This is a genomic window from Pseudomonas sp. TE3911 (assembly GCF_054062775.1).
In genome coordinates, this window is the sequence record NZ_JBSSFP010000001.1 from 3,788,336 (window position 1) to 3,807,272 (window position 18,937).

An 18,937-nucleotide genomic window follows, 5' to 3' on the forward strand; every position below is an offset into this window, starting at 1 on the left:
AGCCTGGCGCAAAGGAGCAACTGTGACCCTGATTTACGGCCACCGCGGTGCCAAAGGCGAAGCACCGGAAAACACCCTGACCAGCTTCCAGGAGTGCCTCAAGCACGGTGTACGCCGCTGCGAACTGGATCTGCACCTGTCCATGGACGGCGAGTTGATGGTCATCCACGACCCGACCCTCAAGCGCACCGCTGACCGGCGCGGCAAGGTCGTCGAGTATTCGGCGGCGGACCTTGTGAAGATGGACGCACGCAAAGGCGGCCCAGGCTGGATCAAACCGTGCCCGATCCCGCGTCTGGAAGAGCTGTTCGAGCAGTGCGACTTCGATCACTGGCAACTGGAAGTCAAAAGCGCTTCGCGCACCCGCGCCGCGACCACCGTGCTGGCAATCCGTGAGATGGCGGTACGTTTCGGCCTGATGGACAAAGTCACCGTGACTTCAAGCTCGCGGGAAGTATTGAAAGCGGCGGTTGAACTCACCCCGGACCTGTCACGCGGACTGGTCGCCGAATACGCCTGGCTCGACCCGCTGAAGGTCGCGCAAAACTACGGCTGTGAGTATCTGGCATTGAACTGGACGCTGTGCACCCCGGAGCGTCTGGAAAAAGCCCAGCGCCAGGGTTTGCACGTGTCCGTATGGACGGTCAACGAACCTGCGCTGATGCGCAGGCTCGCCGACTTCGGCGTAGATAGCCTGATTACAGACTTTCCCGGTTTGGCCACTGCCACCCTCGGGAATTACTGAAATCGGTCTCCCCGGCCGGCTCAGGCCACCGGCCGGAGCCGCTCAAAAAAGCCGGTTGAGGCCGTCGTAGGCCGCTACCCGATAGGCTTCAGCCATGGTCGGGTAGTTGAACGTGGTGTTCACAAAGTACTTGAGGGTATTTTGCTCGCCCGGCTGGTTCATGATGGCCTGGCCGATGTGCACGATCTCCGACGCCTGATAGCCGAAGCAATGCACACCGAGCACCTCAAGGGTCTCGCGGTGGAACAGGATCTTCAGCATGCCTTGGGGCTCACCAGCGATCTGCGCACGCGCCATGCTCTTGAAGAACGCCTTGCCGACTTCATAAGGCACCTTGGCCTTGGTCAGTTCGTGCTCGTTCTTGCCGATCGAGCTGATCTCGGGAATCGTGTAGATCCCGGTCGGCACGTCGTTCACGTAGCGCCAGCTGCCGTTGTCGACGATGCTGCCAGCAGCCGAACGGCCCTGGTCATGCGCCGCACTGGCCAGGCTTGGCCAGCCGATTACGTCACCAGCGCCGTAGATGTTGGTTACACAGGTGCGGTAGTTCTCGTCCACCTCGATCTGGCCACGGTTGTTGACCTTGACCCCGATGTTTTCCATGCCCAGCTTGTCGGTGTTGCCGGTACGGCCGTTGCACCACAACAAGGCGTCGGCCTTGATCTTCTTGCCGGACTTGAGGTGCAGGATCACACCGTTGTCCAGGCCTTCGACACGCTCGTACTCTTCGTTATGGCGCACGGTGATGTTGTTGTTGCTGAAGTGGTAGCTCAACGCCTGGGAAATTTCCGAGTCGAGGAAGCTCAGCAATTGGTCGCGGTTGTCCACCAGTTCCACCAATACACCCAGGCCGCTGAAGATCGAGGCGTATTCACAGCCGATCACGCCGGCGCCGTAGATGATCAATTTGCGCGGGGTGTGGCCCAAGCTCAGGATGGTGTCGCTATCGTAGATACGCGGATGGTGGAAATCGATATCGGCCGGGCGATACGGGCGCGAACCGGTGGCGATGATGATGTGCTTGGCCACCAGCTTCTCGACCACGCCGTTGGCGCACACCACTTCGACGGTTTGCTCGTCGGCGAAGCTGCCGGTTCCGAAGAACAGGTCGACACGGTTACGGGCGTAGTAGCCGGTACGCGAAGCCACTTGTTTGGAGATAACTTTCTCGGCGCTCTTGAGCACATCCGGGAACGAGAACCAGCGCGGCTCACCAATGGCCCGGAACATCGGGTTGGTGTTGAACTGCATGATCTGGCGGACCGAGTGACGCAAGGCCTTGGACGGGATGGTACCCAGGTGGGTGCAGTTACCGCCGACCTGGCGACGGCTATCGACCATCGCCACCTTGCGCCCTGCCTTCGCGGCGTTCATCGCCGCACCTTCTCCAGCCGGGCCGGAACCCAGTACCACCACGTCGTAGTTGTAGACAGCCATGCGTACTCCTCAGAACAGGCCAGGCGTACGGTTGGACGCCTGGCTAAATCATGCCGCGGCCAGCGGTCATGAAGGACAATTTGGCTCAAGTGTGTGAACCGGGGCACAGTCTATATAAGGCTCAACGCCGCGCACATTAACCCTTGGTCGCGTCGTAGGCCAGTATTGCCTTTACTACACGGCGCAGATTACCGCTAAATCCTGACACGGCCAGAAATTGAATTACCCTGTAGGCACGCACGTTTTTCAGGACGGGGCATTATGCGACATATAGTTATCTGTTTGATGATGATGCTGTCGATCACGGCGCATGCTAATGAGGCGGATCGATTGAAGCAGGCCGATTTCCCGGCACAGTCCCAGGAACTGGTCCTGAAAAACCAGGCGGTGCTCACGTACCTCTGGGCGGACGTGTACGCGGCGGCGCTATATGCCCCGGCGACGCTGAGCGCCAGACAGGCCTGGGACCAGCAAAAGGCGCTGCGCCTGGTGCTTTATTACTATCGCGACATCGACCGCTCCGACGTGATCAAGGCCGCCACCGCTACGCTGGAGCGCCAGCAAGCCAGCGCACGCTTAAAGCCCGAGCTGGATCAACTGCATGCCAGCTTTCGCAACATACGCAAAGGTGATCGATATGCCTTGGACTTTCATCCAGGGCGCGGCTTGAACCTTGAGATCAATGGCCAAGTGGTGCTCAGCAGCCGTAATGAGGCACTGGCCAGGGCCTACCTGGGTATCTGGCTGGCGCCCAAAGGGCTGTCTGAAGAGTTGCGCGGCAAATTGTTGAAATGAAAATGGCCTGCCGTGGGGTATGCATCCACTGAACGACCGCTATCGGGGGCAAGCCCCCTCCCACATGTCGACTTGTGAATACATTCAAATGAGGGAGATAGCTTGCTCCCGATGAGGCCCTGATCGACAACACAAAACCTGCTGCCATAAAAAAGCCCCGAACCAGTCGGGGCTTTTTCATTCAACGCAGAGGCTTAGCGCGGAAACGCAGGCGGGTTAACCCCAGCCATGTCTTCCATCACGCGAACCACCTGGCAGCTGTAGCCGAACTCGTTGTCGTACCACACGTACAGCACAACACGGTTGTCCTGGGTAATGGTCGCTTCCGCGTCCACCACACCGGCGTGGCGCGAGCCAACGAAGTCGGTGGACACCACTTCCTGGGAATTGACGTAGTCGATTTGCTTGTGCAGATCGGAGTGCAGCGCCATGTAGCGCAGGTACTCGTTCATCTCTTCACGGGTGGCGGCTTTCTCAAGGTTCAGGTTGAGAATCGCCATCGACACGTTAGGCGTCGGCACACGGATCGCGTTACCGGTCAGCTTGCCGGCCAGCTCAGGCAAAGCTTTGGCAGCAGCGGTGGCAGCACCGGTCTCGGTGATAACCATGTTCAGCGCGGCGCTACGACCACGGCGATCGCCTTTGTGGAAGTTGTCGATCAGGTTCTGGTCGTTGGTGTACGAGTGAACGGTTTCAACGTGGCCGTTAACGATGCCGAACTTGTCGTTCACAGCTTTCAGCACCGGCACGATGGCATTGGTGGTGCAGGAAGCGGCGGACACGATCTTGTCGTCAGCAGTGATTTCACCGTGGTTGATGCCGTGCACGATGTTCTTCAGCTTGCCTTTGCCAGGTGCGGTCAGAACAACACGGTCGACACCCGGGCAGGCCAGGTGCTGGCCCAGGCCTTCGGCATCACGCCATACGCCGGTGTTATCCACCAGCAGAGCGTCCTTGATGCCGTACTGGGTGTAATCCACCTCAGACGGGTTCTTCGCGTAGATCACCTGGATCAGGTTACCGTTGGCGGTGATGGTGTTGTTTTCTTCGTCGATGACGATGGTGCCGTTGAACGGACCGTGTACCGAATCGCGACGCAGCAGGCTGGCGCGTTTGGTCAGGTCGTTGTCGGCGCCTTTGCGCACGACAATGGCACGCAGGCGCAGGCCGTCGCCGCCACCGGTTTTTTCGATCAGGATGCGTGCCAGCAGGCGGCCGATACGACCGAAGCCGTACAGAACCACATCAGTGCCTTTACGGGCAGCGGCGTTTTGCTGGCCAACCACATCGGCCATTTCTTCACGCACGAACTGCTCGGCAGTGCGGCCCGCGCCTTCTTTGCGGAATTTGTACGCCAACTTGCCCAGATCTACCGAGGCCGCACCGAGCTTGAGCTCGCTCATGGCCTTGAGCAGTGGGAATGTTTCGTGGACGGAGAGTTCGCTGTCGTCGGCAGAGCGATGGCGCGCAAAACGGTGCGCCTTGAGAATCGCGATGACGGACTGGTTGATCAGGCTGCGGCCATAGATCGAGCTCACCACATTGTTATTGCGGTACAGCTGACCGATAAGCGGGATCATCGCTTCTGCGAGTGCTTCACGGTCGATCCATTCACCAAGACACTGGTCGGGCTTCTGAGTCACGGGAACCTTCCACATGTAGGGGCTGAAAAAAGGGGCTACATTATGCCGCCCGACTGTCCTCGTCGCAATGCGCGCCAGGCAACAAAAAGTCCTTGCTAAAAAATACCGCCCCGCTGCAGCCCAGTAAATACGCGGGTTCCAGAAGGCCACTAGTTCAACGAGTCGGCCGACTTGTCCGTAACCCTCCTAAACATTCACGCTTTTTGGCACTACATATTGAGTCAAAACACGCCATTGTTTGTCTTAGCCACTACATTTCCTACAAACCGTAATAGGCTCAGTCAGCAACTGACAGGCGGCACCTCGGGCCGTTACAATTACCGACTTTGTCGCAACGCTTGGAGCTCAACCTTCCGTGCCCGTTCTGCGTCTACCGCTACTCCCTGCCGCGGCAGGTAAACAGCACTGGGGCAACCTGCCCGGTGCCGCCCTGAGCCTGGCCATTGCCGAGGCTGCCAGCGCAGCCAAGCGCTTTACCCTGCTGCTCACCGCCGACAGCCAAAGCGCCGAACGGTTGGAGCAGGAGCTGAGCTTCTTCGCCCCCGATTTGCCGGTGCTGCATTTTCCCGACTGGGAAACCCTGCCCTACGACCTGTTCTCGCCGCATCAGGACATCATTTCACAGCGCATCGCCAGCCTGTACCGCTTGCCGGAACTGGCCCACGGTGTGCTCGTGGTGCCGATCACAACGGCCCTGCACCGTCTGGCACCGACCAAGTTCCTGCTGGGCAGCAGCCTGGTGCTGGATATCGGCCAGAAACTCGATGTGGAACAAATGCGCACGCGCCTGGAAGCCAGCGGCTACCGCTGCGTCGATACGGTGTATGAGCACGGTGAATTCGCGGTGCGCGGCGCCCTGATTGACCTGTTCCCGATGGGCAGCAAGTTGCCGTACCGCATCGACCTGTTCGATGACGAAATCGAAACCCTGCGCACCTTCGATCCGGAGAACCAGCGCTCTATCGACAAGGTCGACTCGGTCAAGCTGCTACCCGCGCGGGAATTCCCGCTGCAAAAAGACGCGGTGACCCGCTTCAAGGCGCGCTTCCGCGAACGCTTCGATGTCGACTTCCGTCGCTGCCCGATCTTCCAGGACTTGAGCAGTGGGATTACCCCCGCCGGTATCGAGTACTACCTGCCGCTCTTTTTCGACGAAACCTCCACGCTGTTCGATTACCTGCCCCAGGACACCCAGGTGTTCTCGCTGCCGGGTATCGAGCAAGCCGCGGAAAACTTCTGGAACGACGTGCGCAACCGCTACGAAGAGCGCCGCGTCGACCCGTCCCGTCCTTTATTGCCACCCGCCGAGCTGTTCCTGCCGGTGGAAGACTGTTTCGCGCGCCTGAAAAACTGGCCGCGCGTTGTCGCCAGCCAGCAGGACGTGGACGCCGGCAGCGGCCGCGAACGCTTCCCAGCCGGAACGCTGCCGGATTTGGCGATTCAAGCCAAAGCCACGCAGCCCCTGGAGGCTTTGTCCAACTTCCTCGGCGACTTCCCCGGCCGCGTGCTGTTTACCGCCGAATCCGCCGGCCGTCGCGAAGTGCTGCTGGAATTGTTGGAACGTCTGAAACTGCGGCCAAAAACCGTCGACAGTTGGCCGGACTTTGTGAAAAGCAAAGAACGCCTGGCGATCACCATCGCACCGCTCGACGAAGGCCTGCTTCTGGATGATCCGGCCCTGGCACTGATCGCCGAGAGCCCCCTGTTCGGCCAGCGCGTGATGCAGCGGCGCCGTCGCGAAAAACGCGCCGACGCCAACAACGACGCCGTGATCAAGAACCTCACCGAGCTGCGCGAAGGCGCGCCGGTGGTGCATATCGACCACGGCGTGGGTCGCTACCTCGGTCTGCAGACGCTGGAGATCGATAACCAGGCCGCCGAATTCCTCACCATGGAGTACGCCGAGGGCGCGAAGCTCTATGTGCCGGTTGCCAGCCTGCACCTGATCGCCCGCTACACCGGCAGCGACGACGCACTGGCGCCGTTGCACCGCCTGGGGTCCGAGACGTGGCAGAAAGCCAAGCGCAAGGCCGCCGAACAGGTGCGCGATGTCGCCGCTGAACTGCTCGACATTTACGCCCGTCGCGCCGCCCGCGAAGGCTATGCCTTTGCCGACCCAAAAGCCGACTACGCCACCTTCAGCGCCGGCTTTGCCTTCGAAGAAACGCCGGACCAGCAAACCACCATCGAAGCCGTGCGCGCCGATATGCTCGCGCCAAAGCCGATGGACCGCCTGGTGTGCGGCGACGTGGGTTTCGGCAAGACCGAAGTGGCGATGCGCGCAGCCTTCATTGCCGTCCACGGCGGCCGACAAGTCGCGATCCTGGTCCCGACCACCCTGCTCGCCCAGCAGCACTACAACAGCTTCCGCGACCGCTTTGCCGACTGGCCGGTGACCGTCGAAGTGATGAGCCGCTTCAAGTCCGCCAAGGAAGTGAACGCCGCGATCGCCGACCTGGCCGAAGGCAAGATCGACATCGTGATCGGCACGCACAAGCTGCTGTCGGACGATGTGAAGATCAAGAACCTGGGTTTGGTGATCATCGACGAAGAACACCGCTTCGGCGTGCGTCAAAAGGAACAGCTCAAGGCCCTGCGCAGCGAAGTCGACATTCTTACGCTCACTGCGACGCCGATCCCCCGCACCCTGAACATGGCGGTGTCGGGCATGCGCGATCTGTCGATCATCGCCACACCGCCGGCACGCCGGCTGTCGGTGCGCACCTTCGTGATGGAGCAGAACAAAAGCACGGTCAAAGAAGCACTGCTGCGTGAACTGCTCCGTGGTGGCCAGGTGTACTACCTGCACAACGACGTAAAAACCATCGAGAAATGCGCCGCCGACCTCGCCGAACTGGTACCGGAAGCACGCATCGCCATCGGCCACGGTCAGATGCGCGAGCGTGAACTCGAACAGGTGATGAGCGACTTCTACCACAAGCGCTTCAACGTACTGATCGCCTCGACCATCATCGAGACTGGCATCGACGTACCGAGCGCCAACACCATCATCATCGAGCGCGCTGATAAGTTCGGCCTGGCGCAGTTGCACCAACTGCGTGGCCGCGTCGGCCGTAGTCACCACCAGGCTTACGCCTACCTGCTGACGCCGCCGCGCCAACAGATCACTTCCGACGCCGAGAAGCGCCTGGAAGCCATTGCTAACACCCAGGACCTGGGCGCCGGATTTGTGCTGGCCACCAACGACCTGGAAATCCGTGGCGCCGGCGAACTGCTGGGCGACGGCCAGAGCGGGCAGATACAGGCCGTCGGCTTCACCTTGTATATGGAGATGCTTGAACGCGCGGTGAAAGCCATCCGCAAGGGCGAGCAGCCGAACCTCGATCAACCCCTGGGCGGCGGCCCGGAAATCAACCTGCGCTTGCCGGCCTTGATTCCCGAAGATTACCTGCCGGATGTGCACGCACGGTTGATCCTGTACAAACGCATCGCCTCGGCCACCGACGAAGAAGGCCTCAAGGATTTGCAGGTTGAAATGATCGACCGCTTCGGCCTGCTGCCGGAACCGACCAAGAACCTGGTGCGCCTGACCTTGCTTAAATTGCAGGCCGAGCAGCTGGGTATTAAGAAAGTCGACGCAGGGCCACAGGGCGGACGCATCGAGTTCGAAGCGCAAACGCCGGTAGACCCGTTGGTGCTGATCAAGCTGATCCAGGGCCAACCCAACCGCTATAAGTTCGAAGGGGCTACGCTGTTCAAATTCATGGTGCCGATGGAACGTGCCGAAGAACGCTTTAATACCCTGGAGGCGCTGTTTGAGCGCCTCATCCCGAAATCTGTTTGAAGGACGCCCCAATGCGCCTGTTCCGCATTTTGAGCTTGTTGTTGGTGGTACTGGCGCCTTCGGCATTTGCCGACAGCCCTTACCAGGTAGAAATGATCCTGGTGCGCCAAAACGCGGAGCCGGTGATCAACAGCCGCGCCGCGCCGGAAAACTGGGATGCCGGGGCTGTGCGCCTGGGCGACAAGATGAGCCCGCCGCGCCTGAACAATATCGTCGACAAGCTCAGGGCCGATAACAGTTACACCGTGTTGGCGCACAAGGCATGGGAACAGAACCTCGGTGAACAGCCGGTCAAAATCGCGATCACCGACGGCGAGGAGCAGTTCGGCCAGTTCCCTATCGAGGGCACGCTGAACCTGCAACTGGGGCGCTTTACCGATATCGATGCGCAATTCTGGATCAACCAGTTCGACAGCAAGGGCAGCGTGATTGCCAGCGAGCACCTGAACCAGACCGACGTGCGCACCAAGAACAACCAACTCAACTATCTGGACGGCGGCCACCTGGCACTGCTGATCAAGATCACTTCGCTGACCGCCAAGCCACCCAGCGCACCACCGCCCGACATTCAGGACTGATCCAGCGCCATGCCCCTGACATCGTCGCTGACCAAACCCCTGGCCCCTTCGTGGGCCAATCGCTTCAAAGAGCAGAGCCTGGAGCGCGGGCGACGTTACGCGCTGGAGAACCGGGTGCGCATCGTCGAATCCGGTGACAGCACCATCATCGCCAGTTGCGAAGGCTCGGGCGGCAACGTTTACCGACAAACCATATCGCTGCGCGAATCGGCCAAGGGCTCGCTGATTCTGGTAGACAGCCGCTGCACCTGCCCGGTGCACACCAATTGCAAACACATCGCTGCAGTCTTGCTCAAGGTCCAGGAAACACTGGCGTATCCGGCAGCCGCCCAGGACGCCGAATTGCTGGAAAAACTCCAGGCCGTACTGGATAACCGTGTGGTGTTGCCGCAGGTGGTGATGGAGGACGTGCTGCCGGTCCCGCGCCTGTGGCTGGCGAGTGTCGAGTTCAGTGCGTTCGAACCGCGCAATGGCAAGATGCAGCGCTATATCCAGCACCGTGCCGCGCTCTCGTTCAATTACTTGGGCAACTATGTCAGCGGGCAAAAGAACGCCGACATCATCGTGCGCCAGGAAACCCAGAGCCTGCGCATCAAGCGCCATCCGGAGCTGGAACAACCCTTTCGTGAACGACTGCGCCTGCTGGGTTTCAAGATCGCCACCCGCCAGAGCAAGGCACTGCCGGAAAGCGCTGGCGAGCTCTTCGAAATGGTCAATGACAGCGCCTGGCTGAACTTCACCCTTAACGTCTCACCCACCCTGCGCGCCGAAGGCTGGGAATTGCAGATCGATGAGGATTTCGGTTTCGACCTGAGCCCGGTGGACGACTGGTACGCCACTGTCGATGACGGGCCTGAGCGCGATTGGTTTGACCTGGAACTGGGCATCATCGTCAACGGAGAGCGGCTGAGCCTATTGCCGATCCTGCTGAATCTGATGCGCTCCCACACCGAGATCCTCAACCCGGAGAAACTCGCTCGGCGCCGCGATGACGAACTGATCCTGGTGAATATCCCCGGCCTGCCCAACGGCCACGGCCCACTGCAAGTGGCATTACCTTATGGCCGCCTGAAACCGGTTCTGGCAACGCTTGGCGAGTTTTACCTACAGGACCCTGGCACCACCACGCTGCGTTTGGCCAAGGCCGATGCAATTCGGTTGAACCCGCTGGAAGACCTGCCACTGCAATGGGAAGGCGGCGAGAAGATCCGCAACTTTGCCCAACGCCTGAGGGATATCAAGGACTTCACCTGTGCGGCGCCCGAGGGTTTGAACGCGACGTTGCGCCCGTATCAGTTGGAAGGCCTGAGCTGGATGCAGTCGCTGCGGCAATTGGACGTCGGCGGGATCCTTGCGGATGACATGGGCCTGGGTAAAACCCTGCAGACCCTGGCGCATCTGCTCAGCGAAAAGATTGCCGGACGCCTGGACCGGCCCTGCATGGTGGTGATGCCCACCAGCCTCATCCCTAACTGGCTCGACGAAGCTGCGCACTTCACACCGCAACTCAAGGTATTGGCGCTGTACGGCGCGGGACGCAAGAAACACTTCGCCAACCTGCAGGACTACGATCTCCTGCTCACTACCTACGCCCTGCTGCCCAAGGATATCGACCACCTCGCCGCCCTACCCTTGCACGTATTGATCCTCGACGAAGCCCAGTACATCAAGAATCCCTCAAGCAAGGCGGCCCAAGCGGCGCGCGAGCTGAATGCTCGGCAGCGCCTGTGCCTAAGCGGCACGCCCTTGGAAAATCATCTGGGCGAGCTGTGGTCACTGTTCCACTTCCTGCTGCCAGGCTGGTTGGGCGACGTAAAAAGCTTCAACCGTGATTACCGTGTGCCCATCGAAAAGCGCGCCAGTGAGGTGCGATTGCAGCACCTCAACGGCCGGATAAAACCCTTCCTGCTGCGCCGAACCAAGGAACAAGTGGCGACGGAGTTGCCACCCAAGACCGAAATCATCCACTGGGTCGACCTCAACGAGGCCCAGCGCGACGTGTACGAAACCATGCGCCTGGCCATGGATAAAAAGGTCCGCGACGAGATCACCCGCAAAGGCGTGGCGCGCAGCCAGATCATCATCCTTGAAGCGCTGCTCAAGCTGCGACAGGTCTGCTGCGATCTACGCTTGGTCAACGACGCCACTCTGCCTGCCCGCGGCAGCAGCTCGGGCAAGCTCGACAGCCTGCTGGAAATGCTCGACGAGTTGTTTGCCGAAGGTCGCCGGATCCTGTTGTTTTCCCAGTTCACCTCGATGCTGAGCCTGATCGAAGTCGAACTGAAAAAACGCGGCATTGCCTATGCGCTGCTCACCGGCCAGACCCGGGATCGGCGTACGCCGGTGAAGGATTTCCAGAGCGGCAAGTTGCAGATTTTCCTGATAAGCCTGAAGGCCGGTGGCGTGGGGCTTAACCTGACGGAAGCCGATACCGTGATCCACTACGATCCGTGGTGGAACCCGGCGACGGAAAACCAAGCCACTGACCGTGCGTATCGCATCGGGCAGGAGAAGCCGGTATTTGTCTATAAGCTGATTGCCCGAGGGACGGTGGAAGAGAAAATCCAGCACCTGCAGAAGGAAAAATCCGACCTGGCGGCGGGTGTGCTGGATGGACGAACCACCGGGGATTGGCAGTTGGGCAATGAGGAAATTGAAGCGTTGTTTGCGCCGCTGCCTGATAAGCAAGAGAAGCGCTGACCGTTAGATTGTTTGGTAGGCAAGCCACACACCTGGAATGAACACCCTGTGAGAGCTGACTTGCCTGCGATGGCCTCGCCGCGATGTTCAGCCGATCAACTGAGCCTTTCGCAACGCAGTGAGCGCCGCCAACCAACGCGGATCCTGCTTGTAATCGGTCGAAGCAATCGCCTTACCACGCATGCGCGCAATTCGGGGCGATGGAGTGACTTTCATCCGCTGCGCCGCAGTGAGGGCAAGCTCCGCAGCAGCACGGTCATTGCACACCAGCCCCATGTCACAGCCGGCCGTCAATGCCGCTTCGATACGACTGGCCGCATCGCCGACCACATGGGCACCGGCCATGGACAGGTCATCACTGAAAATCACCCCGTCAAATTGCAGCTCGCCGCGCAGGATGTCCTGCAACCAACGGCGCGAGAAACCAGCAGGCTGGGCGTCGACTTGCGGGTAGATGACGTGAGCCGGCATCACCGCCGCCAATTGCTTGCTCAGACGTGCGAAAGGCACCAGATCATTGGCGCGAATCTGTTCCAGGCTACGTTCGTCATTGGGAATGGCAACGTGGGAATCAGCCTCTGCCCAACCATGTCCCGGGAAGTGTTTGCCGGTCGCAGCCATGCCAGCGCTGTTCATGCCACGAATAAAGGCACCTGCGAGCACCGCAGCACGCTCGGGGTCGCCCTCAAAGGAACGGGTGCCGACCACCGCGCTGCGTTGGTAGTCCAAGTCCAACACCGGGGCGAAGCTTAAATCCAGGCCGACAGCCAACACTTCGGTGGCCATTATCCAACCGCACTGCTCGGCCAGGTATTCAGCGTTGGGGTTATCCGCCAGCGCACGCATAGCCGGCAGGCGCACGAAGCCTTGGCGCAAACGTTGTACACGACCGCCTTCCTGATCGACGGCCAGCAGCAAATCCGGGCGCACCGCGCGAATCGCCGCGCTCAGTTCACGCACTTGGCGCGGATGCTCGATATTGCGCGCAAAAATAATCAGGCCACCCACTTCAGGCTGACGCAACAAGTGGCGATCCTCGGCCGTCAGCCAGGTACCGGCAACGTCGACCATCAAAGAACCTTGCAGGGCAGCAGTCATAAACCTTCCTTAAATAACGCACACAACCCGGTGCACTTGCTTCGCGCGATACGCGCGGCAAGCACAACGGGTTGCGAGTAAATAGCTGAATTCGGCATGGCGGCTAGCTTAGCGGATGCAAGCAGCCGCGCACACCCGGCGTAGTCAAACCTTGGCAGGAACCGGCGCAGTTTTGCTGCGTGGACGCAACTGGGCAGCGGCCATGCCCGGATCGGTCACACCGGTTTCGGCGCGCATGCCGGCGGCGAGGAACGGCACCATCAGGCGCATGACCTGTTCGATGGAGGTGTTGACGCCGAAATCGGTCTCGGCAATCGCACGCAGTGCCTTGATACCCGACATGCTGAACGCCGCCGCACCCAGCATGAAATGCACACGCCAGAACAGTTCGATAGGCGGGATACGCGGCGCCGCTTCGTTGACCAGCAACATATAGCGGCGGAACACCTTGCCGTACATGTCTTCCAGGTAACGCCGCAAGTGGCCCTGGCTTTGGCTGAAAGCCAGGCCCAACAGGCGCATGAAAATCGATAGATCGTTGCCACTGCGCGGTTGAACCACCAGGGCTTGCTCGACGAGGATCTCCAGCAGCTCTTCCAAGCTGGGCTTGTTGTCGGCCTTCGCCTGACGGCGCTCTAGCTCACGATCGAGACTTGCGCAAAACGGCCCCAGGAAGCGAGAGAACACCGCCTGGATCAGGGCTTTTTTCGAGCCGAAATGGTAGTTCACAGCGGCGAGGTTGACCCCTGCCTTGCTAGTGATCAGCCGCAATGAAGTTTCAGCAAATCCTTTTTCCGCGAACAATTGCTCGGCAGCATCGAGAATGCGTTCAACGGTTTCCGACTGGGCCATGACTACTCCGCCTGACAAACACTTGTTTGAAACATACGTTTCAGGGTGTGTCTTGTCAAGCCTGCGGGTTCGCTTTCCGGCCGGTCAGTCATCTATTTCATCGCTATTTAATCACATCCCTTCAGGTCTGTAGGCAGTGCCATACCTGCGTTGTAGGAAGGATGGCGAATGACCGTCCAGCGGAGCCACAGAAAAGGATGATTGCCAAGTGCAGTTCACTGTATATAATCCCAGTCACTGTATAAAAAGACAGAGCGATCAACATGCTAAAACTGACGCCACGCCAAGCTGAGATTCTGGCTTTTATCAAGCGCTGCCTCGATGACAACGGCTACCCGCCGACACGAGCTGAGATTGCGCTGGAACTGGGGTTCAAGTCCCCCAACGCCGCCGAAGAACACCTCAAGGCACTCGCCCGCAAAGGTGCGATCGAGATGACCCCCGGTGCCTCGCGCGGTATTCGCATCCCTGGCTTCGAAGCCAAGGCCGACGAATCGACACTGCCGATCATTGGCCGCGTTGCCGCTGGTGCGCCGATCCTGGCCCAACAGCACGTCGAGGAATCCTGCAACATTAACCCGACTTTTTTCCATCCGCGTGCCGACTACCTGTTGCGGGTGCACGGCATGAGCATGAAAGACGTGGGCATCTTTGACGGCGACCTGCTAGCCGTCCACACCACCCGCGAAGCCCGTAATGGCCAGATCGTCGTCGCCCGCATCGGCGATGAAGTCACCGTAAAACGCTTCAAGCGCGAAGGCAGCAAGGTCTGGCTCCTGGCCGAGAACCCTGAGTTCGCTCCGATTGAAGTAAACCTGAAAGATCAGGACCTGGTGATCGAAGGCTTGAGCGTCGGCGTCATTCGCCGCTAAAGGAGGCATCATGCAGCTCGTACACACCCCACAACACACACAACTGTCGCTGTTCGAGGCCTTTATGGCTCAACCCCTTGCGCCCATCCTCAAGGAAACGGTAGAGGCGCCCTGGAGCGCTGAACCCGAGGCGTTCAGTGAACTGTCGTTGCGCGGTGCGGCCGGGAGCTGCCTGAGCCTATTGGCACCTATCCTGCGTGATCTGAGCGAAGATCAGGATGCACGCTGGTTGACCCTGATTGCCCCGCCCGCCAGCCTTACACAGGCCTGGCTGCGGGACGCCGGCCTCAATCGTGAGCGCATCCTGTTACTGCAACCGCGCGGCGCGCAAAGTGCCCAGCAGTTGACATGCGAAGCGTTGCGCCTGGGTCGTAGCCATACGGTGGTGAGCTGGTTGAATCCGCTGAATGCGTCGGCCAAGCAGCAATTGATCAGTGCCGCACGCACGGGTGATGCACAGAGTTTGAATATTAGATTGGGATAAAAAGCTGGGTTTGATGAGGGCGCGAAGAGGGCTGATTGTAGTGAGCATGCTCATTATGCTTAGCGAGCTTCTGTGGCGAGCGAGCTTGCCCCGCGCCGGGCTGCGAAGCGGCCCTGAATAGATTGATGCGGTATATCGGATAATCCACGGCGCCTGGTTTTAGGGCTGCTTAGCAACCCAGCGCGGGGCAAGCCCGCTCACCACAACAAGTACACTCATCAAAAAATCCGCTCGCAATAAGCAGCGCGCGGCACAGACTCAGTGAAGAACCCGCGACCCATCCTCTTTCTCCGGCTCGCCTTCCGCCAGGCGACCAGCCATCTGCACACCTACGCTCAACATGGCTTTTGCCACTTCCACGTGCTGGCCTTGCAGGAACGCTTTTGCGTCCTCTGAAAAGTCCAGAATAACCAGAGAACCCTCGTCCTCAGCCCGACGCAGCTCGATTCGGCCGTCAGGCAACTCAACAATTTCCAGAAAGGACGTCGGCATAAAAGTCTGTTCTCCACGAAAGGCCGGGATTATATCAGTCATCCACCCAGCCTCGCTGAGGATCTAGGGAGGTTTCTTTACAGCTTGATGAACGGTGCTTTCTAAACCTACTCGGGGTTTAGCACTCGTTCAGGCCCTCACGAAAGCGCAGCGCCATCTTCTTCAGCTCCTGACGCCAGCCCTCCAACTCTTCCCGGCTCAATGACTTAGGCTCGTCCTCCTCCAGCGCAACTGCCAAGATCAATGGCTGCCTCACGTCACTCTTAGGCACATGGGGAACACGCGGCGGCTGAAACATATCGGCATGGGCCTTGAGCAGGCGCGCCACCCAGCTGTCTGGGCTCTGGGCCATCTCTACCAGTTCCGCCAGCTCAGGAATCGCCATGGTCTCCAGCACTTCACGGCTCATGATCATTTCCGCACGGGGCGAACCGGCCTGGGGTAAGCGGTAGAACCCGGCGATTTCATGGCACAGGCCCAGCAAGGCGCCGTACAGGTGGAATAAGGCCGCTTCACGCCCCGCCTGAACCAGCGCGATAGCATTCATCTCCTTCCCTTCCTCGGCACGACCAAGGGCTTCCAGGGACAAACCCGCGAAGTAAATTTTCTGATTGGTACGGGTATAGAGTTCGTTGGCCATGACGGCAATCTCCACAACGAATGAGGCGCGATGCTGGCTTAACAGTGTCACGGATCAACCGAGCCCGCTGCAAGCGCAAAAAAAGGCCGCCCATACAGGCGGCCTTTGTCTATCGCAAATTAGTCGATCAAGCGCCTTGGCGCTTGTCTTCGACCTTCCACTTGCCGCCGTCGTAGAACGCTTTCCAGCCGGTAGGCTTGCCGTCTACTTCGGTCTGTACGTACTGCTCCTTGGTCTTGCGGCTATAGCGGATCACGGCTGGACGACCATCCGGGTCCTTCTTCGGCGCTTCACACAGGAAGTGGTACTTCGGATCGATCTCGTCCTTGTGCGGAACGATTTCCAGCACCAACGGCGCGCGGGTCTCGCGGTTTTTCGGGAACTGGCTTGCCGCCAGGAACAACCCCGAAGCGCCATCACGCAGGATGTAGGTATCGTTGACCTTCTCGCACTTGAGTTCCGGCATCTTCACCGGATCCATCTTCGGCGGCGCCGCATCACCGCTTTTCAGCAGTTTGCGAGTGTTCTTGCAGGTCGGATTGGTGCAACCGAAGAACTTGCCGAAACGACCCGTCTTGAGCTGCATCTCGCTGCCGCACTTGTCGCATTCCAGGCTCGGCCCTTCGTAGCCCTTGATGCGGTAGGTGCCCTCTTCAATCTCGTAGCCGTTGCAATCCGGGTTGTTACCGCAGATGTGCAGCTTGTGCTTCTCGTCCAGCAGATAGGCGTCCATAGCCGTGCTGCAGATCGGGCAGCGGTGCTTGCCACGCAAGACCAGCGACTCGGACTCACCTTCGTCATCGGCGGCGATTTCATCACCCGGCACCAGATTGATCGTGGCCTTGCAGCGTTCTTTCGGCGGCAAGCTGTAGCCCGAGCAACCAAGGAACACGCCGGTGGATGCCGTACGAATCTGCATCGGGCGGCCGCACGTCTGACACGGGATATCGGTCATAACCGGCTGGTTGGCACGCATGCCGCTCTCAGGGCTCTCAGCTACTTCGAGTTTCTTTTTGAAGTCGCCGTAGAACTCGTCGAGTACATTTTTCCAGTCGCGCTCACCTTGGGCCACGTCATCGAGGTTCTCTTCCATGCCGGCGGTAAAGCCGTAATCCATCAGGTTGGAGAAGCTCTCGGACAGACGCTCTGTAACGATGTCGCCCATCTTTTCCGAATAGAACCGACGGTTGTGCAGCGCTACATAACCACGGTCCTGGATGGTGGAGATGATCGCCGCGTAGGTCGATGGACGACCGATACCGCGCTTTTCCATTTCCTTGACCAGGCTGGCTTCCGAGTAACGCGCCGGTGGCTTGGTGAAGTGTTGGGACGGGTCGAGCTTGATCAGCTTCAACGTATCGCCCTGGGCCATGTCCGGCAGTACATCGTCGTCACCAGGCTTGGCGATTTGCGGCATCACGCGGGTGTAGCCATCGAACTTGAGGATACGGCCCTTGGCACGTAGTTCGAAGTCGCCAGCACCCACGCTGACGGTTGTCGACAGATATTGCGCCGGCAGCATCTGGCAAGCCAGGAACTGGCGCCAGATCAGCTCGTAGAGGCGCTCAGCGTCGCGCTCCATGCCACTCAGCTTGCTTGGCTCGGTGTTGGCATCGGAAGGACGAATCGCTTCGTGAGCCTCCTGGGCGCCTTCTTTGCTGCTGTAGACGTTCGGCTTCTCCGGCAGGTACTTCTTGCCGAACTCGCTTTCAATATAGGTACGCGCCATTGCCACCGCGTCTTGCGACAGGTTGGTGGAGTCAGTACGCATATAAGTGATGTAGCCGGCTTCGTACAGACGCTGGGCCATCATCATGGTTTTCTTCACGCCGAAGCCCAGGCGGTTGCTCGCGGCCTGTTGCAGGGTGGAGGTGATGAACGGTGCCGACGGTTTGCTGCTGGTCGGCTTGTCTTCGCGCTTGACGATGCTGTAGCTGGAGGCCTTGAGCTTTTCCAGCGCGGCCATGGCCTGAGCTTCGTTCAGCGGCTTGAAGGCTTCACCTTTCTCGCGGGCCACTTCAAAGCGCACGTTGTTGCCCTTGGCAGTGCCCAGGTCGGCGTGGACTTCCCAATACTCTTCAGGGTTGAACGCACGGATCTCACGCTCACGCTCCACCACCAGCTTGACCGCTACCGATTGCACACGACCGGCGGACAGCCCACGGGCGATCTTGGCCCATAGCAGCGGCGAGACCATGTAACCCACGACGCGGTCGAGGAACCGACGGGCCTGCTGCGCGTTGACACGGTCGATATCGAGCTCGCCCGGCTTGGAGAAGGCTTCCTGAATGGCTTTCTTGGTGATTTCGTTGAACACCACACGCTTGTAGCGGCTGTCGTCACCGCCAATGGCTTCCCGCAGGTGCCAGGCAATGGCTTCCCCTTCGCGGTCCAAGTCCGTCGCGAGATAGATGGTGTCGGCATCTTTGGCGAGCCGGCGCAGCTCTTCGATGACCTTTTCCTTGCCCGGAAGGATTTCGTACTTGGCCTTCCAGCCATGATCCGGGTCCACACCCATGCGCGAGACCAGCTGCTTGCGCGCTTTCTCTTTAGGCGTGAGCACCGGACCTTCGCCCGCAGCCGCCTTGCCGCGCTTGGCGGCGGGCTCCTTGCTGGCGCTAGCCGAACCGCTGGTGGGCAGGTCTCGGATATGGCCGATACTCGACTTCACCACGTACTCGTTACCCAAGTACTTGTTGATGGTCTTGGCCTTAGCCGGGGATTCCACAATGACCAGCGATTTGCCCATGGATCGGAAAATTCCTGAATTCGAGAAGTGAAAGGCGGTTGGCGCCT

Annotated in this window: 14 protein-coding genes; 7 read left to right on the forward strand and 7 right to left on the reverse strand. The window is 59.6% G+C overall.

Going from position 1 to position 18,937, the window contains the following annotated elements; translation table 11 throughout:
* Positions 1 to 22: 22 nt before the first annotated feature.
* Positions 23 to 745: a glycerophosphodiester phosphodiesterase gene (locus ACVWXD_RS17145; RefSeq protein ID WP_032888815.1), complete on the forward strand. Its 723-nt coding sequence runs from the start codon at positions 23 to 25 to the stop codon at positions 743 to 745.
* A gap of 42 nt (positions 746 to 787) precedes the next feature.
* Here ACVWXD_RS17145 and sthA read toward each other — a convergent pair whose 3' ends face one another.
* Positions 788 to 2,182, reverse strand: a complete 1,395-nt coding sequence (gene sthA, locus ACVWXD_RS17150; RefSeq protein WP_032888814.1) for a Si-specific NAD(P)(+) transhydrogenase — start codon at positions 2,180 to 2,182, stop codon at positions 788 to 790.
* Positions 2,183 to 2,443: 261 nt separating this feature from the next.
* Between sthA and ACVWXD_RS17155 the strand changes: the two genes are divergently transcribed.
* Positions 2,444 to 2,977, forward strand: coding sequence for a chalcone isomerase family protein (locus ACVWXD_RS17155; protein WP_457371206.1), 534 nt, complete (start codon positions 2,444 to 2,446; stop codon positions 2,975 to 2,977).
* A gap of 194 nt (positions 2,978 to 3,171) precedes the next feature.
* Here the strand turns inward: ACVWXD_RS17155 and ACVWXD_RS17160 are convergent, their stop codons facing one another.
* A complete protein-coding gene (locus tag ACVWXD_RS17160; RefSeq protein ID WP_032888810.1) occupies positions 3,172 to 4,635 on the reverse strand; it encodes a glyceraldehyde-3-phosphate dehydrogenase in 1,464 nt (487 codons plus the stop codon).
* Between the two features lie 340 nt (positions 4,636 to 4,975).
* Between ACVWXD_RS17160 and mfd the strand changes: the two genes are divergently transcribed.
* Genes mfd through ACVWXD_RS17175 form a run of 3 tightly spaced genes read left to right on the forward strand, consistent with a single transcriptional unit; the run spans position 4,976 to position 11,703 of the window.
* The gene (gene mfd, locus ACVWXD_RS17165) at positions 4,976 to 8,425 is read left to right on the forward strand and encodes a transcription-repair coupling factor (RefSeq protein ID WP_032888809.1); all 3,450 of its coding nucleotides are present in this window, start codon (positions 4,976 to 4,978) and stop codon (positions 8,423 to 8,425) included.
* 11 nt (positions 8,426 to 8,436) lie between these two features.
* Entirely contained in the window at positions 8,437 to 9,003 is a 567-nt protein-coding gene (locus tag ACVWXD_RS17170) for a CsiV family protein (protein ID WP_032888806.1), read from the forward strand.
* Between the two features lie 9 nt (positions 9,004 to 9,012).
* Positions 9,013 to 11,703 carry a DEAD/DEAH box helicase gene (locus ACVWXD_RS17175; RefSeq protein WP_122755752.1) on the forward strand — a complete coding sequence of 897 codons (2,691 nt, stop codon included), beginning with the start codon at positions 9,013 to 9,015 and terminating at the stop codon, positions 11,701 to 11,703.
* A gap of 87 nt (positions 11,704 to 11,790) precedes the next feature.
* On the opposite strand, the gene nagZ is transcribed toward ACVWXD_RS17175, so the two are convergent.
* Entirely contained in the window at positions 11,791 to 12,801 is a 1,011-nt protein-coding gene (gene nagZ, locus ACVWXD_RS17180) for a beta-N-acetylhexosaminidase (protein ID WP_032888802.1), read from the reverse strand.
* A gap of 144 nt (positions 12,802 to 12,945) precedes the next feature.
* Positions 12,946 to 13,653, reverse strand: coding sequence for a TetR/AcrR family transcriptional regulator (locus tag ACVWXD_RS17185; RefSeq protein WP_032888800.1), 708 nt, complete (start codon positions 13,651 to 13,653; stop codon positions 12,946 to 12,948).
* A gap of 263 nt (positions 13,654 to 13,916) precedes the next feature.
* Here ACVWXD_RS17185 and lexA point away from each other — a divergent pair, with 263 nt between their 5' ends.
* Positions 13,917 to 14,525 carry a transcriptional repressor LexA gene (gene lexA, locus ACVWXD_RS17190; RefSeq protein WP_003172575.1) on the forward strand — a complete coding sequence of 203 codons (609 nt, stop codon included), beginning with the start codon at positions 13,917 to 13,919 and terminating at the stop codon, positions 14,523 to 14,525.
* A gap of 10 nt (positions 14,526 to 14,535) precedes the next feature.
* A complete protein-coding gene (sulA, locus tag ACVWXD_RS17195) occupies positions 14,536 to 15,009 on the forward strand; it encodes an SOS-induced cell division inhibitor SulA (RefSeq protein WP_099601405.1) in 474 nt (157 codons plus the stop codon).
* Between the two features lie 258 nt (positions 15,010 to 15,267).
* Here sulA and ACVWXD_RS17200 read toward each other — a convergent pair whose 3' ends face one another.
* The 3 genes from ACVWXD_RS17200 to topA all read right to left on the reverse strand — a co-directional run bounded on the left by ACVWXD_RS17200 (position 15,268) and on the right by topA (position 18,890).
* Entirely contained in the window at positions 15,268 to 15,501 is a 234-nt protein-coding gene (locus ACVWXD_RS17200; RefSeq protein ID WP_032889274.1) for a hypothetical protein, read from the reverse strand.
* A gap of 118 nt (positions 15,502 to 15,619) precedes the next feature.
* Positions 15,620 to 16,141, reverse strand: a complete 522-nt coding sequence (locus ACVWXD_RS17205; RefSeq protein WP_260366621.1) for a DUF6586 family protein — start codon at positions 16,139 to 16,141, stop codon at positions 15,620 to 15,622.
* 127 nt (positions 16,142 to 16,268) lie between these two features.
* Positions 16,269 to 18,890 carry a type I DNA topoisomerase gene (gene topA, locus ACVWXD_RS17210; RefSeq protein ID WP_457371207.1) on the reverse strand — a complete coding sequence of 874 codons (2,622 nt, stop codon included), beginning with the start codon at positions 18,888 to 18,890 and terminating at the stop codon, positions 16,269 to 16,271.
* Between the last annotated feature and the right edge of the window lie 47 nt (positions 18,891 to 18,937).